Source organism: Waterburya agarophytonicola KI4, assembly GCF_020640915.1.
GTDB lineage: Bacteria > Cyanobacteriota > Cyanobacteriia > Cyanobacteriales > Xenococcaceae > Waterburya > Waterburya agarophytonicola.
Map to the genome: position 1 here is coordinate 7,939 of NZ_JADWDC010000064.1, position 16,619 is coordinate 24,557.

Here is a 16,619-nt window from a genome sequence, read left to right on the forward strand (position 1 = left end):
AATGTAGTTCAGGGTAGCGGATGCAATACCCCCAATTTTCAATGGTCTCTCATTCGAGCCGAACGTGGATATTATTATCTGAGAGCCAGACATAGCGGACAATGTTTGAATGTTTTCAATTCTGGACAAGAGAATGGCGATAATGTAGTTCAGGGTAGCGGATGCAATACCCCCAATTTTCAATGGTCTCTCATTCCCACAAGAGGTAAATATAATTATCTTGAAGTCCGACATAGCGGACAGTGTTTGAATGTTTTCAATTCTGGACAAGAGAATGGTGCTAATGTGGTTCAGGGTAATGAATGCAATTCTCCTAACTTTGAGTGGTTGTTAGTTCCAGCGAGAAATTTTAGACCGAGCAATTCCCCTTATAATTATAATCGCCATCAGCGACACTAAAATAGCCAGTTTACTCTATTTCCATCTGATCGAATCAAGGTTATAAAAGCAATGGGAAAGAATAAATAGGCAATAGAGAATTTTCATGTTTGGCTGGATTAGACTTGTGCCTTATCTCAATTGGATAACGGTGCAACAAACTGTTGCTTGTGTCATTCAAAAACGGCTAACTGGTTTGGCTGCGGAAATGGCTTTTCATGGGATGTTGGGTTTATTTCCTGCCATCATTGCTGTTTTGACTGCAATTAGTTTATTCGAGCAATCTGTAGAATCTACTTTTGTTAGTCTTGCAGTTCATTTTGTTGATATCGTACCGATACAAATTTGGACTCTACTATTAGAATTTATTGAGAATATCAAATCCACCGAAGGAAAAAGCTGGTTTTCTTTGAGTTCGATCGCTGCTATTTGGATTATTTCTGGAGTATTGAGCGCGGCCATGAATGCTTTAGATCAAATTCATGAGGTTGACTTAGAAGATCGACGCTCTTATGTGCGAACAAAAACAATCGCCATTTCTTTGACAGTTTTGACCCTAATTTTTTTGATTATTGCTTGTTTTTTGCTGTGGGTAGGAGATTTTTTACTTCATATGGCACTCCAGCAAAGTTGGAATGCGCTGTTATTATCTACTTGGAAAGCTTTTAGCATTATTGTTACGATCGCGATCGCCACTACTAGTGCGGGGATAATTTATCAGTTTCAAGTGAGTTTGAAAAGAAAAAGCGATCGAGAATTCAAATCTACCGTCACCACCATTACTATTATTGTGGCCATGGTGGCTATTCAACTAGTATATGCTTGTTTTTTGATGGTGCGGAACTTAATTGTCGATTCCCATGTGGAAATAGCGTTAAGTGAATTATTGCTGGACTTATGGCGATTTTTAGGGTTTCCCATTGCCTTGGGTATAATTGCGATCGCTTTTAGCTTGATTTATCGTTACGGATCGAGCGATCGCACCAAGAATATACCGACTTTTCCAGGGGCAATTTTAGCAGCTGTTTCTTGGGCAATTGTATCTTTAATCTTTCGTTTTTATGTTTCCCATATTGGTATTTATAGCAAAATTTATGGCGCGGTAGGAACGGCTATTATTTTGATGCTGTGGTTATATTTAAGTTCTTTAGTGATGTTGATTGGAGAACAATTGAATGTAATTATTGGCAAAGCAATGAATAATTAAAAATAATTAAAAATAATTTTTACTATTTTTACCTAATCACCTATAACTCTTCTATTTCCATTTGTCTTCTAAGAGGAATTTGCATGGGTTTTGGTTCGGCTTGAGGCAATTCTATAAGCTCTTTCTCTTTCTGTTTGACTTCTTTAGGCAACAAGACGGGTAAAGGATCTTGCTCCTCTTCCATCCAATAGCTAGCAACAGGTAGAGTGTGTTCCAAATCTTCCAATAATCGAGGAATTACCATAACTGCGTGTAGTTCGCCAATACGTTCGGCTTCTTGCATTCCCGCATCAATAGCCATGGCTACATTAGCGATCGATCCGCGAATTATAGCGGTACATAAACCATCGCCAATTTTTTCGTAAGAAGCTAGCTGCACGTCGGCAGATTTTAACATCGCATCCGCACCACCTACCATTGCGGGGAAACCTCTTGTCTCCAACAAACCAATGGAGCGATTACTTAGACGACTGTAACCCCTTCTTTTTTGGGTCAATTCCATTAAATGACTGCCAATGGGAAAAATAGCCTCCAAATTGGGCATAGGACGGGCAATTACGAGCTTAGACACAAGCTGTCCGAACTTATCAGCGGTTTTTGCTCCTTCTTCTACTGCTAGCCGAACATCAGCAATGTTCCCTCTAATTACAGCAGTACAGTGTCCGCTACCAATTTTTTCATAGCCTACCATCGTGACTTCCGCTGACTTGAGCATCATATCCGCCGTACCAACAATTGCAGGAAAACTTGTGGTAGAAACCAAACCTAGCGCGCTATCTTTGAAGGGATGTTCGCTATAGTTTGATGACTGTCTACTGACTCGGTTTAGCGGTGTCCTTCTGCGTTCTAAATTAGACATTCAGTATTTCTTTCCTTTACAAGGGTGTCACGATTAGTAACTATCTATCTTTCTGTATTGAATACAGTTAGAAAAATGAATTATGGTATCAGTTATAGTTTAGCCGATCGCGCTAGTAACAAATTCGATTTTGGTAGTCAAATGTATGATATTTAATATTAAACAAATTTATCGTAACTAAATTAATTTATCCCCTCCTAAAAGTTAAGCAATACAAAAACTAAACAAGGTTCAAAACGATGTTAGACTTAGCCAAAATAGCGGGACAAATCCCTGGTATCAGCCAACATATGCAACGGGAAGCGATCGCTTCTCAACAAAGATTTGAACTAGCCCAGAGATTACAACAGCAAGCAGCCGATCGACAAGGGCAACTAGTACAGACTCAAGCGGACTTTCGCGATCGCGCTATTTTTGCTGCTGCTACTCCCATCGAACCTTTAGATGAGTGTTTTGACATTCAAACCGCGCCTTATAGTCACAGTGTTTTTGCGACAGATGGTTCGCAAATTTCTCCTTCCCATCACGAAATTGCTTACTGTTATTTAATTAATATCGGTCAAATAATGCTCCACTACGGGCAGAGTTTGCACCCGTTGTTAGATAGCGTACCAGAAGTATTTTATAAAAAGGAAGATTTATATATTTCAAAACAGTGGGGTATTCGTTTGGAAGAATGGATGGGACATCGCCGAACGGTATCCGAAGCAGAAACTCTCGCTGAAATGGCTTGTAATTGGGTATTACCCCCAGGAGAACATTATGATATTCCTAATTTAGCTTTAGTTGATGGTTCTTTAATATATTGGTTTTTGGATAGTTTACCCAACGAAGCGAGAGATAAAATATTACCGCCGATCTTGGCTTCTTGTGAAAGACTCAGAGAAACTAAAATTCCCATGATGGGATATGTTAGTGCATCTCGCAGTACGGAAGGTTTAAACTTTTTGAGGTTGCAAGCTTGCGAATATGAACATCCCAATTGTGTCGTCAATTGTGGCGACTTAACTGAAAAATATCCCTGTCAAAAAATTGATTCCCTCCGCGACTCTACCTTTTGGGCGGGACAACTACAACCAGGACAGAGAAGCCCTCTATATCGCAGTAATTTGCGAATTCTAGAGCTTTATGAGGAAGCTCAAAGGGTTTACTTCTGCTATGTTAACGTAGGTACGGAAATAGCCCGTGTAGAGATGCCCCAGTGGGTAGTTGACGATCGCACCCTCTTGGAACAATCTTTAAGTATTGTTTTAGCTCAGGTACACAAAGGTTATGGCTATCCCGTTGCTTTAGCAGAAGCCCACAACCAAGCAGTAGTTAGAGGAGGCGATCGTGTACGTTTTTTTACCCTGCTAGAACAGCAATTAATCAAAGCTGGTATCCGCAATGTCGGAACATCTTATAAAGAAGCCCGCAAACGAGGGAGTATTGCTTGATTTTTCTTAAGAAATTAAATTGTTTTACGATAAACGCGGTAGATAGCGCGGACTCCATCTAAAATTGAATAAGGTAAGGGTAATGGATGCCAAGACAGCAAAGGTTGATAGATCCAGTAATAAGCCTTGTTTAAATCTTTCCAAGCCCAACAGGGAGAGGAATCTAAAAAGTCGGAAATATCAACTACTAAACCTTTCCCTTCAGCAGACATCATCACATTGCGCCCATGAACGTCGTGGGGAGTTAAACCCCTGGATTTGGCATATTCTAAAGCTGAGTTAATTTCTTGAATGACTTGTCGGGGAATTTTTATTCCTTGGTGGAGGCAGTCATAAAGAGTAACACCGTGCAGCCGTTTTAAAATTAACCAGTTGTCTGCTGCCTGAAAACATTGAGAAAAAGAGTCGTGATAACCAAGTTGTTTGTATACTGCCACTTCTTCAGCCCAACCCGATCGCCCCGACGCATAAATTTTGACTACAATGTCTGGATATTCGGCATGGATAAAGACAGCAGCATAGTTACCCGTACCTAATAATTGCCAAGATTGAGGAATATGAGAAACTATGACAGGATTGTGGGGCTGAATACTTTTGATTTTGACTGTATTAGCCAATTCTCGAACAATATATAGGGATGGTAATAAAAAGCGATCGCGATCGCGTTGTTGAGAAATCATAAATTAACTCGGGAAAATTCAAACAATAAACAATCTGAGCTTCATAAAACCATCTTAGATAATTTGACAATCGCTTAAATTAAAACTATAAATATTTGATTTTTAGTTACTTCAATTTTTCCAAAATACACTCTATCAATCGGATTTAATCTTATGTCTCAACCAGCCATTTATATTGCAGTAACCAGTCACGGTTTTGGTCATGCAGTACGTGCGGCAACGGTAGCCGAAAAGTTGCGTCAATTATGTCCCGATCTGACTTTGATTTTTGTCACTGTTGCCCCCCAATGGCTTTTAAAATCTTATGTGAAAAAAGATTTTATTTATCGTCAGCGAATTTTTGATGTGGGCGTAATTCAAAGCGATAGTTTGACAATGGATAAAGCAGCAACTTTGAGTAAAATGCAGCATATTATTGCCGAGTCGGATAATATTATTGCCGAAGAAGCTCAATTTATTCGCGATAATAACGTTCAACTAATTTTAGGGGATATTCCTGCCTTAGCTGCTCCTATCGCTCGTGCTGCAGGTATCCCTTGCTGGATGATGAGTAATTTTGGCTGGGACTTTATTTATCGCCAATGGGGAGAAGATTTTGCCGAAGTAGTAAGCTGGATCGAAAACTATTACGGTCAAAGCGATCGCTTGTTTCGTCTACCTCTATCCGAACCTATGGGTGCATTTCCCAATATTACTAATGTGGGATTAACAGGCTGTAAGCCTTGCCACGAGCAATTAAAAGCGAGATTTGATTTAACTGCACCTCAAGAGAAAACTATTTTGCTAACCTTTGGTGGCTTAGGGTTGCAAGAGACACCATATCATAATCTAGAGTATTTTCCCGATTGGCAATTCATTACCTTCGATCGCAATGCCCCAGATTTGCCTAATTTAGTTAAAGTACAAGATAATAGTTTGCGTCCTTTGGATTTTATGCCAATATGCGATCGTGTATTTTCTAAACCAGGATATAGTACTTTTTCTGAAGCAATATATTGCGACTTGCCCATTGTTACCCTGACTCGTCAAGGTTTTGCCGAAGCAGAAGTCTTGCTCAATGGTATTCAAGACTATTCCCGACATCAAATCGTCTCGACTGAGGAATTTTTTACAGGAAATTGGGACTTTTTACGCCAAGCTTTAACTCCTCCGCGCCAAGCAGATAAATTGGCGAAAGATGGAGTAAATACTATTGCCCAAGAGATTTCTAATCTGTTTGAGGTTAGTTAGTTTTCTTGGCATTTATTAACATAAAGCGAGCGGCTCAGTGAAATGCTCTATACTTAAAACACTTATTAATTTTAACTGGAAAAATCATGAAAAAGCCTCCAGAAAATACTATTGATATCGATCCAGGAACGTTATTACTCATTGTATCCGCAATGATTTTGTTGCCCTTGTTATTAACAGGTTTTATTTCTCAATGATCGATAATTAATCTCGATCGAGACTCTTTTTTTAACAGCTACTTTTCTAACAACATTTGTTTTTTGAGTAATTTATGAAAACTGTCTTTGATGGGAAGAGATGATTGTGCGCCATTTTTGGTAACTGCCAAAGCACCACCTACCGCACCCCACTGCAAAGCTTCCTTGAGAGATTTACCCGATGCCAAACCAGCAGCTAACGCCCCATTAAAAGCATCTCCTGCTGCTACGCTGTCTACTACCGAAACTGGAATTGGTTTTACCCAGAGGCTTTCTGTTGAGTTGCTATATAAAGCACCTTGCGCCCCTAAGGTTATAACTACGTTTTGAATGCCCATCTGATGTAAAAAAGATGCTGCTTGTCTGGCGGTAGTCACACCATCTACAGTGAACCCGACAATTTGACTGGCTTCTATTTCATTGGGAGTAATTAAGTCTATTAAGCTATATAATTCCTCTGGTAAATTGGGAACTACTGGAGCGGGGTCGAGGATTATGAAGCAATCATTAGCTCTTGCAGCTCTAGCTGCATTTAAAACCGTAGCAATGGGAATACCTAACTCTAAAAGCACAATTTCGGCTTGAGGCAATAATATTTTAAACTGCTCTAATTCTTTTTCTCTGACTAAATTATTTGCTCCCGCAGCACAAGCAATTGTATTATCACCCCTCTCATCGACAACAATAGAAGCAATACCAGAATAACTACCAGGGTTGACGGTAATACCGCTGGTGTCTACTCCCGCAGTTTGCAAGCTTTTGATTAGAGTTTCACCAAAGCTATCTTCGCCAACTTGACCCACTAAACTTACTGAAATACCTAATTTAGCGATCGCAACTGCCTGATTTGCTGCCTTTCCTCCCGCAGCAGAAAAGAAACGATTTCCGACTACTGTTTCTCCTTTTACGGGCAAACGAGAGACTTCTACCACTATATCTAAGTTAATACTGCCAAAGACAACTACTGTCATTGTTTTTTATATTATGAATCTGGAGATGCTTATTGATTATAAGGCTTACTCTGTAACTCAGGACAAACCTAAGAACATTTAATTCTCGCTAAAATTTTGATATGGTGCATCAAAATAAGTTATCCGTTGACTTAATTATATTCATTCCTGCTTCGGCAAATTTTTGAAATGCAGCATCAGCTTGAGGCGTGAAGTCAACTATTTCTGGTATAACAACAGGTGACATACAATCTTCTAAAAGATAGATTTTTTTTGCTAAATTAGAGTCAATGTTTTTAATTTCTGTTAACAAGTTGTCTACCGTCCAAGCTACACAATGGCTCTTGGCTTGTCCTGTAATTATTAAGCTATCAAAGTCTAATAGCTTGTTGATTAAATTACTATTTTTACTAGCAATAGATTTGTTGTCGAAACTATCTGTAACTTCTGGACTTAATACAGAATAGTTTTCTGTTAATGGATTGCTACCTTTCAATTCAAAACTAGTTTGACTCTTTCTGGCAATGCTATGAAAAAATACCGCTTCTTCTATGGCAGAAACTAAAGCATGACCGATACCACCCAGCATAGAATGATAAGACCAAATAGTTAAAGGGTATTTTCCCTCTTCACTTAGTTTTTTGACATAATATAGAGCGTGGCGTTTTAATTTATGGCGATCGCCTTTCATTAAACTAGCTGCAAGTTCTGAATTAACTTGCCAAATTTCTTGCTGGACATCTTCATAACTAATCATTGTTCCAGGTGCGGGGTGTTCTCCTACTTTATTAATCCAAAAGATAGGATGAAAGATTTGCATTGCTGTATGACTATCCATCGTGGGAATAATTTCTGTAATATTTCCTAAATTTTGATAGATAAACTCGCACAATCTAACATTATCTTCAATAGCACCATTAACAAATAATTCAAAGTCAGGAATACAAAAAGTATTCTGCACATCTATCAGCAATAAACCCACTTGTTTTCTATCTTTTGAGGAAGGCTGTATATTATTTTCTTTTGCCCACGCTTCTGCTTCTTTTGCCCTTTCTTGATAAGGTACGCGATAGACTTCTTTTGCTTTATTTGAATTAAAAAATGATGGAATAGATAATTTGTCGGTATTATTCAAAATCATGTTACTAAAATAATTATTAATGATTGCTTCGATCGTTGGCTGATCGGCTTTATTTCTTAGTGTATTTTTTACACTTTATAGATCTACAGGTTAGTGTTTTAATTAAACAATGTCAAGTTAAAATTACTTATACTAAATCCTTGCTTCTGTACCGACAAGATATTCTCTGTTTCTAATTACTGCTTGCTAAAGATCGCAAATGTCTTATACCTATAAATATCCCAAACCTTCGGTAACAGTAGACTGTGTAGTCTTTGGTTTGGATGATGCTCAAAAACTAAAAGTATTACTGATACAACGAGGAATTGCGCCTTATCAAAATAAATGGGCTTTACCAGGGGGATTTATCGGACTAGATGAATCGATCGCAACAGCAGCAGCCAGAGAGTTAAAAGAGGAGACGGGAATCGATAAAGTGTTTCTCGAACAACTGTATACTTTTGGCGAAGTAGATCGAGATCCGCGCGATCGCATTATTACCGTTGCTTATTATGCCTTGATTAATATTGGGGAATATGTTGTTAAAGCTCGAACCGATGCTAAAAATGCAAAATGGTTTTCTGTAGAGGAATTACCCCCATTAGCTTTTGACCATGATCGCATTTTTAGTGTAGCCAAAGAGAGATTAAAAGGAAAACTGCGCTATCAACCAATTGGGTTTGAACTATTACCCAGCAAATTCACTTTAACTCAATTACAAAGACTGTACGAGACAGTATTAGAACAAAAACTAGATAAACGAAATTTCCGCAGCAAAATATTAAAAATGAAACTCTTGGTCGATTTAGAAGAGATGCAAGCAGGAGTTTCCCATCGTCCAGCTAAATTATACCAGTTTGACAAAAAAAGATATCAAGAATTAGAGCAAAAAGAATTTAATTTTGAGATTTAATTGGGAAATTTAATTGGGAAATCCAACTACAATAATATCATCTTCCCAAATCGTGTAACCCATTAATAACCTTGGCGCATTGCCCCGTTACAGCCTGTAGATCGGCTTTCTTACTCGATGGAGGGGGTGGGATCACATCGCCAATTCTAACTGTGATGGGGACGGGTTTTAAGAAAGGAAAACCTTTGCTGATCGCCTTTTCTGTACCCCAAAGACTAATCGGCAACAAGGATACTTGAGTCTGAGCAGCAATCCAAGCTGCACCCAACTTAGGATCGCTAATTTTACCATCAGTAGAACGAGTGCCTTGTAAAAAAATCGCAGCGATCCAGCCCGATTCGATCGCGTTAGTAGCTGCACGGAGGGCAGAGCGATCGCTTATACTGCGTTTGACGGGATATGCCCCATAAAGTTGAATTGCTTGTTTCAACACGGGAGTTTTAAACAGCTCCTCTTTCGCCATAAAAGCTACTGGGCGACGAACGCAATTAGAAAGAAGTGGCGGATCGAAATAACTTGCATGGTTACTAACAGCAATTAAACCCCCTGATTGGGGGACTTTTTCCGCCCCGTAAATCTTAATCCGAAAATAAGTATGTAAAACAGGACTAACTACCGACCATTTTAATAAGTGATAGGATACCCAATTAGCCAATGGTTCTCGATTTTTCCCTTCCACAAACTTATCTCAATTAAACTCTTCAATCTTTAACTATACGGGAATAGAACCCATGCAAGATAAATTCATTCCCCTACCGCTTCTGATGCTTTACTTTTCTCGATCGCTTTTGCCATTTCATCGCCAATTTGATCTTTATATTCAGCAGGTGCTGCAACATAAGCTTTTTCAAGAATAGATTGAGCTGCGGTGAAGTCTCCTTTTTTTTCTAACACCAAACCTTTCGCCAAAATAGGACGGAAATCATCTTCATTATCTTTAGCTAATTCGTCATAAAGAGCGATCGCTTCTCCATAACGTTCGCGATCAGTATAAAGCTCTCCCAGCAAGAATTGTACTGCATCTTTACGGATAGATGAGGCGGTGGGGCTATCTGCTTTATCTGCCAGGGCAATAGTTTTTTTCAATAAAGCGATCGCTCTTTCTGGTAAATCTTGAATCAGATATAAACTAGTAATACCGCCCAAAGCATAAATATCCCCAGGATGAGTTGCCAGAACTTGATTATAGGCTGCTGCTGCTCCTTCATAATCCTTGATTTGTTCTTTGGCTTGAGCCAACAAGTTAGTATATTCAGTTTGTTCTGGGTTAAGTTTTGCTAACTTTTCCAATGGTGCGATCGCGCCTTCGATATCTTTTTGCTGTAGTCTAATTTTCAACAAACCATTCAAAGCGGTGGAGTTATCTGGCTCTCTTGCCAAAACCTTTTGATAGCCAGACGCTTCTGCCTCTAGTTTAGCCAATTCTTGTTGAGATAAAACAATAACTTCACTATCTGGACTCTTGGCAAACTGTCTTCCTTCTACTACACTCCCCACTAGAGGAAGTGCCGAAACAGTTATTAAAGAAAATAACATTACCCCTAAAACCAGATAAATCCAACTACTATGTTTTTTTTGCATGTCATTACCACTCCTATTACGATCGGGCGATTTACTTAACTTATTTATTAAGAGCATTACGCGGAGACTATAGTATGGTCTATCCTAGGGCTGAAAGCCAATTACTACAAGCCAAAACTCCGTCTTTAACATTTGCCCAGTTATCTTATATTTCCATGAGAGTATAAGATATGATTTCCTATATAATTTAATCTCTCTTACATTTAGAAGTAATGCTGGGCTATTTGTTGCTCTATGAATTTGGCTAAAAATAATCCTTCCGCACAACTAAATAAATCTTCTACTGCTGCCAATCAATCGGTCGAGTTTATCATGTCCAACCAATCTCAAGATTCTATTTTTCCCAATTCCCAAACTCAATCTGTCTCCGAACGAAAACAACCGATTCCCCCACCTTCTCATCCCAAACAATATCGCGCTATTGGCTTGATTAAAGCAAGATACCAACAAAGTGACGATCGGATGACTCAAGGCACTTTAATCACCACTGATGGGGCAGAAATTGAAGCAGTTTTACTCGGTCGTATTATTAGCCTAATCAAAAATCATTTGGATCTCGAACAGGAGCATCTTTGGGTAGTATATCCCAGAACCAAGATGAAAGAAGATCGTCTCCACGCTCAAATAGTTGGGGTATGGGAACCTGAAACTTTGAACCAAGATGAAGAACTTGAAGAAGATGTGGGAGAAAAAGCCGAACACGGTTATTTTTCGATCAGAGGGGAAGTAATTTTTTATTCTACAGAAGAAGAAACCATAATTATCAAAATTAAACAGTTTCCCCGCAAGAAAGACGAAAAACCTAAATTCTTCAAACTAAAACTCAAGGGAATTTTGGGAGAAAAACCCCTCAAAAGATTTTGGGATGTGAATGTACGTTTAGATGGGGAAGATTTAATTATCCAATCGGCAACAGATTTAGGCTTTGCTCAAAAACGCAAACCCAAATTCAAAAAAGATCCCAAGAAAATTCAACTCAAATCATCTCGTCCCAGTCGCCCCAGCAAATCTGCCACTGCACGACCCATTATTACTAAAAAGAAAACAGATTAGAATTAATAGCTGATAATTTTCATTACTCCAATGAAATACTCGATCTATTAGTATCTTGGGGTACAAAAGTGCGATCGCTTGGAAGAGATGCAACAGGCTCGGTTAGAGTAAACTTGCCTGTTGTAATCCATTGTTTGAGTTCTTGGGCTACTTGAAGAGAGCGATGTTTGCTGGCTAGGGGGGCAACTCTGACGGACTTGCCATCAATGGTAACGTGACCTTTTTGGAGTTGGGCATAGCTAACCAAACCAAAAGTAGGTCGGACTCGACGAGGAATAGAGAAGTCAATCACAGGAGCGACCACATCTTTATCTACCACAGCACAGTTACGAATCACTTGTTCTGTCAATACTGGTAGTGCTACTCCTACTCCTAACATTAATGACGAACCATAATTTTTAAAATAGCATCCCCTTACCCAATTAGAATCCATTTGTTTGGCATCCCCAATCAAAGCCACCGTCGCAGCAGGGCCAATTGGAGTATTATTGGGCAAGCGTCTTTGTAAGGGAAAATGTTGAGTCCCCTCCCAGGCTATATAGCCGATACCGCCACCTAAAAAAATCTTGCTACCAATACCCACTAAATTGAGATCGGGGTCGTTAATTAAGGGTGAAATTGCCCCAGGATTAGAATATACAGCGTTACCCAACCTGGGTTGGAGTGGCCCTAAATAAGTATATAAAGTGCGATCGCCTCCATTAACTCCCACAATAAAATTTTGGTAGAGATTGCGGGGATTAAATAGATAAAATTGATTGATATTCTCTTTGGTAATTGCATTCTCCCACATAGCTCTGGGGTAGCAATCGGTTTTTTGTCCGATCGCCTTCAATTGAATCGATTTACCCGCAATCAGATCTTCAATTACATGACCTCCTCCCCTTTCCCAGCCTACTCCTTCTCGCAAATTAGGATCGGTTTCATTGAGGTTATAATCAGCCGTTGCTGTCGCTCCCAAATAAAGATCTACTGCCCCAAAACCCGCATAAGCTGCAATACCGTCTAGCCAACACTGACGAATTTTAATCGGCGGATCGGTATGTCCTAAATTGAGAATTGCCCCAGAAGACTCCATTGGTTCAAATGTCCCCGTGGTAATGACATCGACCTGCTGGAATACCTTTTCAATGCCTAGTTGGCTTATTTTGGCTTTGGTTTCTGCTATTGTCCAAGCAACTACTCGACCATTATTAATCTTTTCATTGATTTGGGCAATTGTTCTTTTCATCGATTATTTTAATTAGGGCGTGGGATCCTAGTTATTCTTCCTCTTGTTTTCCTGACCTGCGATCGCCAGCTAGGGAAAATTGCCAATTATCGAGAACATCTTTGACGATCACTTCTTTAAACCAGATTTGACCGACAACGGTTAAGGGTAAAGAAAGCAATAAACCCAAAAAACCAAAGAAGGTAGCAAAAAATAGTTGGGATAACAAAGTAACTGCTGGTAAGAGAGATACTTGTTGTGACATAACAATGGGAGTCAGAATGTTGCTTTCTACCTGTTGGATAATTATATATAGAATTAGAACAACAAAAGCTTTCCAAGGTTCGTCCGTAGTTAAAGCGATCGCCATTGGAGATAAGACGCTCAAAGTGGGGCCAATATTAGGAATAAAAGTCATCACTCCTGCTAACATGGCTTGAGATAGTGCCAGAGGAATTCCTAATATAAGCAAGCATACAAAACTCAATACGGCAATAACTACCATATTGAATAGAATTCCTACCAGCCAGCCTTCTAATCCTTCTCCGCATAAATCTAGAATACGATCTACCCTTCGTCGATAGAATGCAGGAAATAAGCGAATAAATCCTTTTCTATAGGACTCTGGATCTGCTAAGAGCATTAGAGTGATTGCTAGCAACAACAAAGTACCTAATAAGACTCCCAAAGAATTATAAAAGACGGTCAATCCTCCACCCAAAAACTGTTGAATTAGGGGTTGCAATTGTTTATTTAATTCTTCTGTATCGGGCAGAAAACTGATGATTCTGGGGTCGAGGCGTTCTGAGAGAAAGTCTAACCAAGTATTTAGTTTTTCGATTCCCTGGGGTACTAATCTACCCAAAGCTTGGAACTGATCGATAAAAGGAGGCACGACAATCCAAATACAACCCACGGCTACCAAAATCAAAGAAAATGCCGATAATAGGACGGCATGGATGCGCTTCATTCCTCGTTTTTGAAAACTTTTAACTAGAATATTCAGGGAAGTTGCTAGGACGATCCCCGTAAATAGTAAAAGTAATAGCTGTTTTATTTGCCATAAAACATAAAGAGAGATAAAAAAAACAATCAGACCAATCCAAGTACCAAAATTCACTGCTTCAAGCTCCTGACAGAAGAATGGTAGATATAGAGTTGGTCTATAGGTTAACCTGCATTTTTGGTGAATGAAACTTTATGTTATTAAACTTTTGGGTTGAGATATTGCCAGCCTAAAATTAAGCCAATAATTAAAGAGGGTAAAATAACGATAATTGTTGCGATCGCATTAGTTGGTTGAATCGGTAAATATCGACCGCCATATTTGATTAACACAGATAGTGCTGTAGAGAATAATAATATTTTGATGATAAATCCTGTTTGACTATTCATTCTGAACCAATCGCCTGATGAATGATATTGAATTATAGCGTAAAAAATAAGGCTGGCGATCGCCGTAAGTTATAGATTAAAATCTTAGATCGAGATATCCTTATCAGGTAAATCATGGCTAGTAGCAAGCAAAGACCAATCGCTGTAGATCTGTTTGCTGGTGCAGGAGGAATGACCCTGGGTTTCGAGCAAGCGGGGTTTGATGTCTTGGCTGCGGTAGAGTTCGATCCGATTCATGCAAGCGTCCATGAATATAATTTTCCTTTCTGGACGACTATCTGTAAAAGTGTAACCGATACCACGGGAAGAGAAATTAGGGCTAAATCGGCAATTGGCGATCGCGATATTGACGTGGTTTTTGGCGGACCTCCTTGTCAGGGTTTTTCTCTGATGGGAAAAAGAAATTTAGATGACGATCGCAATTCCTTGGTGTCTCATTTTGTTCGTTTGGTATTAGACCTCAAACCGAAGTTTTTTGTGATGGAAAACGTCAAAGGAATAACTATTGGCAAGCAAAAAGAAGTTTTACACCAGACGATGGAAACTTTTAAACAGCAGGGTTATCAAGTTAGAGAAGACTATCAAGTCCTCAATGCAGCTAATTATGGAGTACCCCAAAATCGTCGTCGGCTGTTTTTGATCGGTTGTCGTCAGGGCTGGAATCTGCCCGACTATCCGACCGCTTTGACCCAACCACCAAATAAAAAATCCACTAATAAAAAATCTACCGCTAGAAAAAGAAAACCAGCCGTCGAAAACCTTTTACCCTCCACGCCCAATGTCCGAGATGCCATCGGGGATATTCCTGAAGTCAACTGTTATCCCGAATTAGAATATCGAGATTGGGTAATGGTGGATTATGGTACGCCCAGTTTTTATGCCAGTCAATTACGCAATCTTGTTTCCATCGAAGATAACTATGCTTATTCTAGAGAATATAACCCTCAACTATTAACTTGTAGCCGACGTACCAAACATACCGCAACGACTATGGCTAGGTTTGCTGCTACCAAGCCAGGTAAAAGCGATCGCATTAGCCATTTTTATCGTTTAGATCTCAAGGGCTTGTGTACAACTCTCCGTGCAGGTACGGCTAGTAACCGAGGAGCGCATACATCTCCCCGTCCGATTCATCCTATTACCCCTCGTTGTATTACCGTCAGAGAGGCTGCTCGCCTTCATTCCTATCCCGACTGGTTTATGTTCCACACCACAAAATGGCACGGTTTTAGGCAAATTGGTAATTCTGTTCCTCCTTTATTAGCCCAGGCTGTAGCGCGACAAATTATCCAATCTTTAGCAATAATTCCCAGAAAACCTCAAGAAAAATATGCCTTAGCCGATCGAGAATTATTGCAATTCAAAATGACTCAAGCCGAGAAATACCAACACTTAGAAGTACAAGCGATCGCTAGAAGAACCAGACTCAAATAAGAAGTTTGGGCTTATATTACTTTTCATTGCGATCGAAATCTTACTACCAAGAGTTATGAAGTCACTGTAAAGCCAGTATAAAGCTTTTATAAAGGTAACAAGTTAATCAAAAACAAATTAACAAGTTAAGAAATTTAAAAGTTACTAAGTTACTAAGTTACTAATTATGGCTAATCAAACAAACATCACAACTAACTCCTTAATTTCTCAAGACTGGGATGGCGGATATAAAGTAGAACTAGATATTACCGCCCAATCCAAAGCAACAGAATGGACATTAGACTTTGAACTTCCCTACGAAATCAGCGCAGCTTACGGTGTAGACCTAATCGATAACGGCGACGGTAGCTACACAATCAGCGGTCAAAACGATCAAGTCGACCTAACCAAAGGACAATCTATTAACCCTATCTTAATTGTTAAAAACAACGGACAAGAAACCCCCTCTCCTCAATTCATCTATGACCCATCGGAAATGACAGAAGAACTAATGATGGAAGAAGGTTCTACGTCCGATAAAGAATCTGAAAAACAAGCAAAATCTATTGATAATCCCCTCAGTGCTTCCCCCTCCATAGTAGAAGATTGGGATGGCGGATACAAAATAGAATTAGATATTACCGCCCAATCCAAAGCCCAAGATTGGACAATGGACTTCAATCTTCCTTACGAAATCAGCGCAGCTTACGGTGTAGATTTAGTCAATAATGGCGACGGTAGCTACACTATCAATGGTCAAAACGATCAGGCAGACCTGAATAAAGGACAATCCATAAAACCTCTATTAATTGTTCAAGATAACGGACAAGAAGCTCTAGCACCTAGCTTTGGCGAGTCAGTAAACTTGCTTGAACCAGCACCAGAACCTACTCTAACACCAGAAATTGTCGACAATTCCAATAACGATAGCGATCCTGTATCCGCACCAGTAAATATCCCTGAAGGTAATGGACAATCAGTAGGACAACAAGGTAAG

The 16,619-nt window shown here is 39.4% G+C and carries 17 protein-coding genes and 1 pseudogene; 9 read left to right on the top strand and 9 right to left on the bottom strand.

The window, feature by feature from the left end:
* Nucleotides 1–399 (top strand): RICIN domain-containing protein (locus I4641_RS18885; RefSeq protein ID WP_229642138.1); only part of this gene is annotated, 399 nt, incomplete at its 5' end.
* A 106-nt stretch (nt 400–505) separates the two neighbouring features.
* A complete protein-coding gene (locus I4641_RS18890) occupies nt 506–1,585 on the top strand; it encodes a YihY/virulence factor BrkB family protein (protein ID WP_229642139.1) in 1,080 nt (359 codons plus the stop codon).
* 40 nt (nt 1,586–1,625) lie between these two features.
* On the opposite strand, the gene ccmO is transcribed toward I4641_RS18890, so the two are convergent.
* Nucleotides 1,626–2,444: a beta-carboxysome assembly protein CcmO gene (gene ccmO, locus I4641_RS18895; RefSeq protein WP_229642140.1), complete on the bottom strand. Its 819-nt coding sequence runs from the start codon at nt 2,442–2,444 to the stop codon at nt 1,626–1,628.
* Nucleotides 2,445–2,468: 24 nt separating this feature from the next.
* On the opposite strand from ccmO, the gene I4641_RS23900 reads away from it, so the two are divergent.
* Together I4641_RS23900 and I4641_RS18900 are read left to right on the top strand one after the other, a co-directional pair.
* A complete protein-coding gene (locus I4641_RS23900; RefSeq protein ID WP_263858278.1) occupies nt 2,469–2,600 on the top strand; it encodes a hypothetical protein in 132 nt (43 codons plus the stop codon).
* Between the two features lie 83 nt (nt 2,601–2,683).
* Nucleotides 2,684–3,880, top strand: a complete 1,197-nt coding sequence (locus tag I4641_RS18900; RefSeq protein ID WP_229642141.1) for a DNA double-strand break repair nuclease NurA — start codon at nt 2,684–2,686, stop codon at nt 3,878–3,880.
* Nucleotides 3,881–3,894: 14 nt separating this feature from the next.
* On the opposite strand, the gene I4641_RS18905 is transcribed toward I4641_RS18900, so the two are convergent.
* On the bottom strand, nt 3,895–4,560 hold the full coding sequence (locus I4641_RS18905) for a protein kinase family protein (protein WP_229642142.1): 666 nt from the start codon (nt 4,558–4,560) through the stop codon (nt 3,895–3,897).
* Between the two features lie 153 nt (nt 4,561–4,713).
* On the opposite strand from I4641_RS18905, the gene I4641_RS18910 reads away from it, so the two are divergent.
* The gene (locus I4641_RS18910) at nt 4,714–5,790 is read left to right on the top strand and encodes a glycosyl transferase (protein WP_229642143.1); all 1,077 of its coding nucleotides are present in this window, start codon (nt 4,714–4,716) and stop codon (nt 5,788–5,790) included.
* A 235-nt stretch (nt 5,791–6,025) separates the two neighbouring features.
* Here the strand turns inward: I4641_RS18910 and rbsK are convergent, their stop codons facing one another.
* Together rbsK and I4641_RS18920 are read right to left on the bottom strand one after the other, a co-directional pair.
* Nucleotides 6,026–6,958: a ribokinase gene (gene rbsK / locus I4641_RS18915; protein WP_229642144.1), complete on the bottom strand. Its 933-nt coding sequence runs from the start codon at nt 6,956–6,958 to the stop codon at nt 6,026–6,028.
* 109 nt (nt 6,959–7,067) lie between these two features.
* A complete protein-coding gene (locus tag I4641_RS18920) occupies nt 7,068–8,078 on the bottom strand; it encodes a cysteine hydrolase family protein (protein WP_229642145.1) in 1,011 nt (336 codons plus the stop codon).
* A 199-nt stretch (nt 8,079–8,277) separates the two neighbouring features.
* Here I4641_RS18920 and I4641_RS18925 point away from each other — a divergent pair, with 199 nt between their 5' ends.
* Nucleotides 8,278–8,970, top strand: coding sequence for an NUDIX hydrolase (locus I4641_RS18925; RefSeq protein WP_229642146.1), 693 nt, complete (start codon nt 8,278–8,280; stop codon nt 8,968–8,970).
* Between the two features lie 37 nt (nt 8,971–9,007).
* Here I4641_RS18925 and I4641_RS18930 read toward each other — a convergent pair whose 3' ends face one another.
* Nucleotides 9,008–9,649 carry a lysophospholipid acyltransferase family protein gene (locus I4641_RS18930; RefSeq protein ID WP_229642147.1) on the bottom strand — a complete coding sequence of 214 codons (642 nt, stop codon included), beginning with the start codon at nt 9,647–9,649 and terminating at the stop codon, nt 9,008–9,010.
* A 65-nt stretch (nt 9,650–9,714) separates the two neighbouring features.
* Nucleotides 9,715–10,551, bottom strand: a complete 837-nt coding sequence (locus tag I4641_RS18935) for a tetratricopeptide repeat protein (RefSeq protein WP_229642148.1) — start codon at nt 10,549–10,551, stop codon at nt 9,715–9,717.
* Between the two features lie 234 nt (nt 10,552–10,785).
* On the opposite strand from I4641_RS18935, the gene patR reads away from it, so the two are divergent.
* Nucleotides 10,786–11,604, top strand: coding sequence for a heterocyst master regulator PatR (gene patR, locus I4641_RS18940; RefSeq protein ID WP_229642149.1), 819 nt, complete (start codon nt 10,786–10,788; stop codon nt 11,602–11,604).
* 22 nt (nt 11,605–11,626) lie between these two features.
* Here the strand turns inward: patR and I4641_RS18945 are convergent, their stop codons facing one another.
* From I4641_RS18945 to I4641_RS18955, 3 genes are all read right to left on the bottom strand, one after another.
* Nucleotides 11,627–12,835 carry a homocysteine biosynthesis protein gene (locus tag I4641_RS18945; RefSeq protein WP_229642150.1) on the bottom strand — a complete coding sequence of 403 codons (1,209 nt, stop codon included), beginning with the start codon at nt 12,833–12,835 and terminating at the stop codon, nt 11,627–11,629.
* Nucleotides 12,836–12,866: 31 nt separating this feature from the next.
* Nucleotides 12,867–13,934 carry an AI-2E family transporter gene (locus I4641_RS18950; protein ID WP_229642151.1) on the bottom strand — a complete coding sequence of 356 codons (1,068 nt, stop codon included), beginning with the start codon at nt 13,932–13,934 and terminating at the stop codon, nt 12,867–12,869.
* Between the two features lie 86 nt (nt 13,935–14,020).
* A complete protein-coding gene (locus tag I4641_RS18955) occupies nt 14,021–14,209 on the bottom strand; it encodes a hypothetical protein (protein WP_229642152.1) in 189 nt (62 codons plus the stop codon).
* 114 nt (nt 14,210–14,323) lie between these two features.
* On the opposite strand from I4641_RS18955, the gene I4641_RS18960 reads away from it, so the two are divergent.
* A complete protein-coding gene (locus I4641_RS18960) occupies nt 14,324–15,643 on the top strand; it encodes a DNA cytosine methyltransferase (protein WP_229642153.1) in 1,320 nt (439 codons plus the stop codon).
* A gap of 166 nt (nt 15,644–15,809) precedes the next feature.
* Nucleotides 15,810–16,619 (top strand): annotated as a pseudogene (locus I4641_RS18965) (hypothetical protein); the annotation flags it as partial.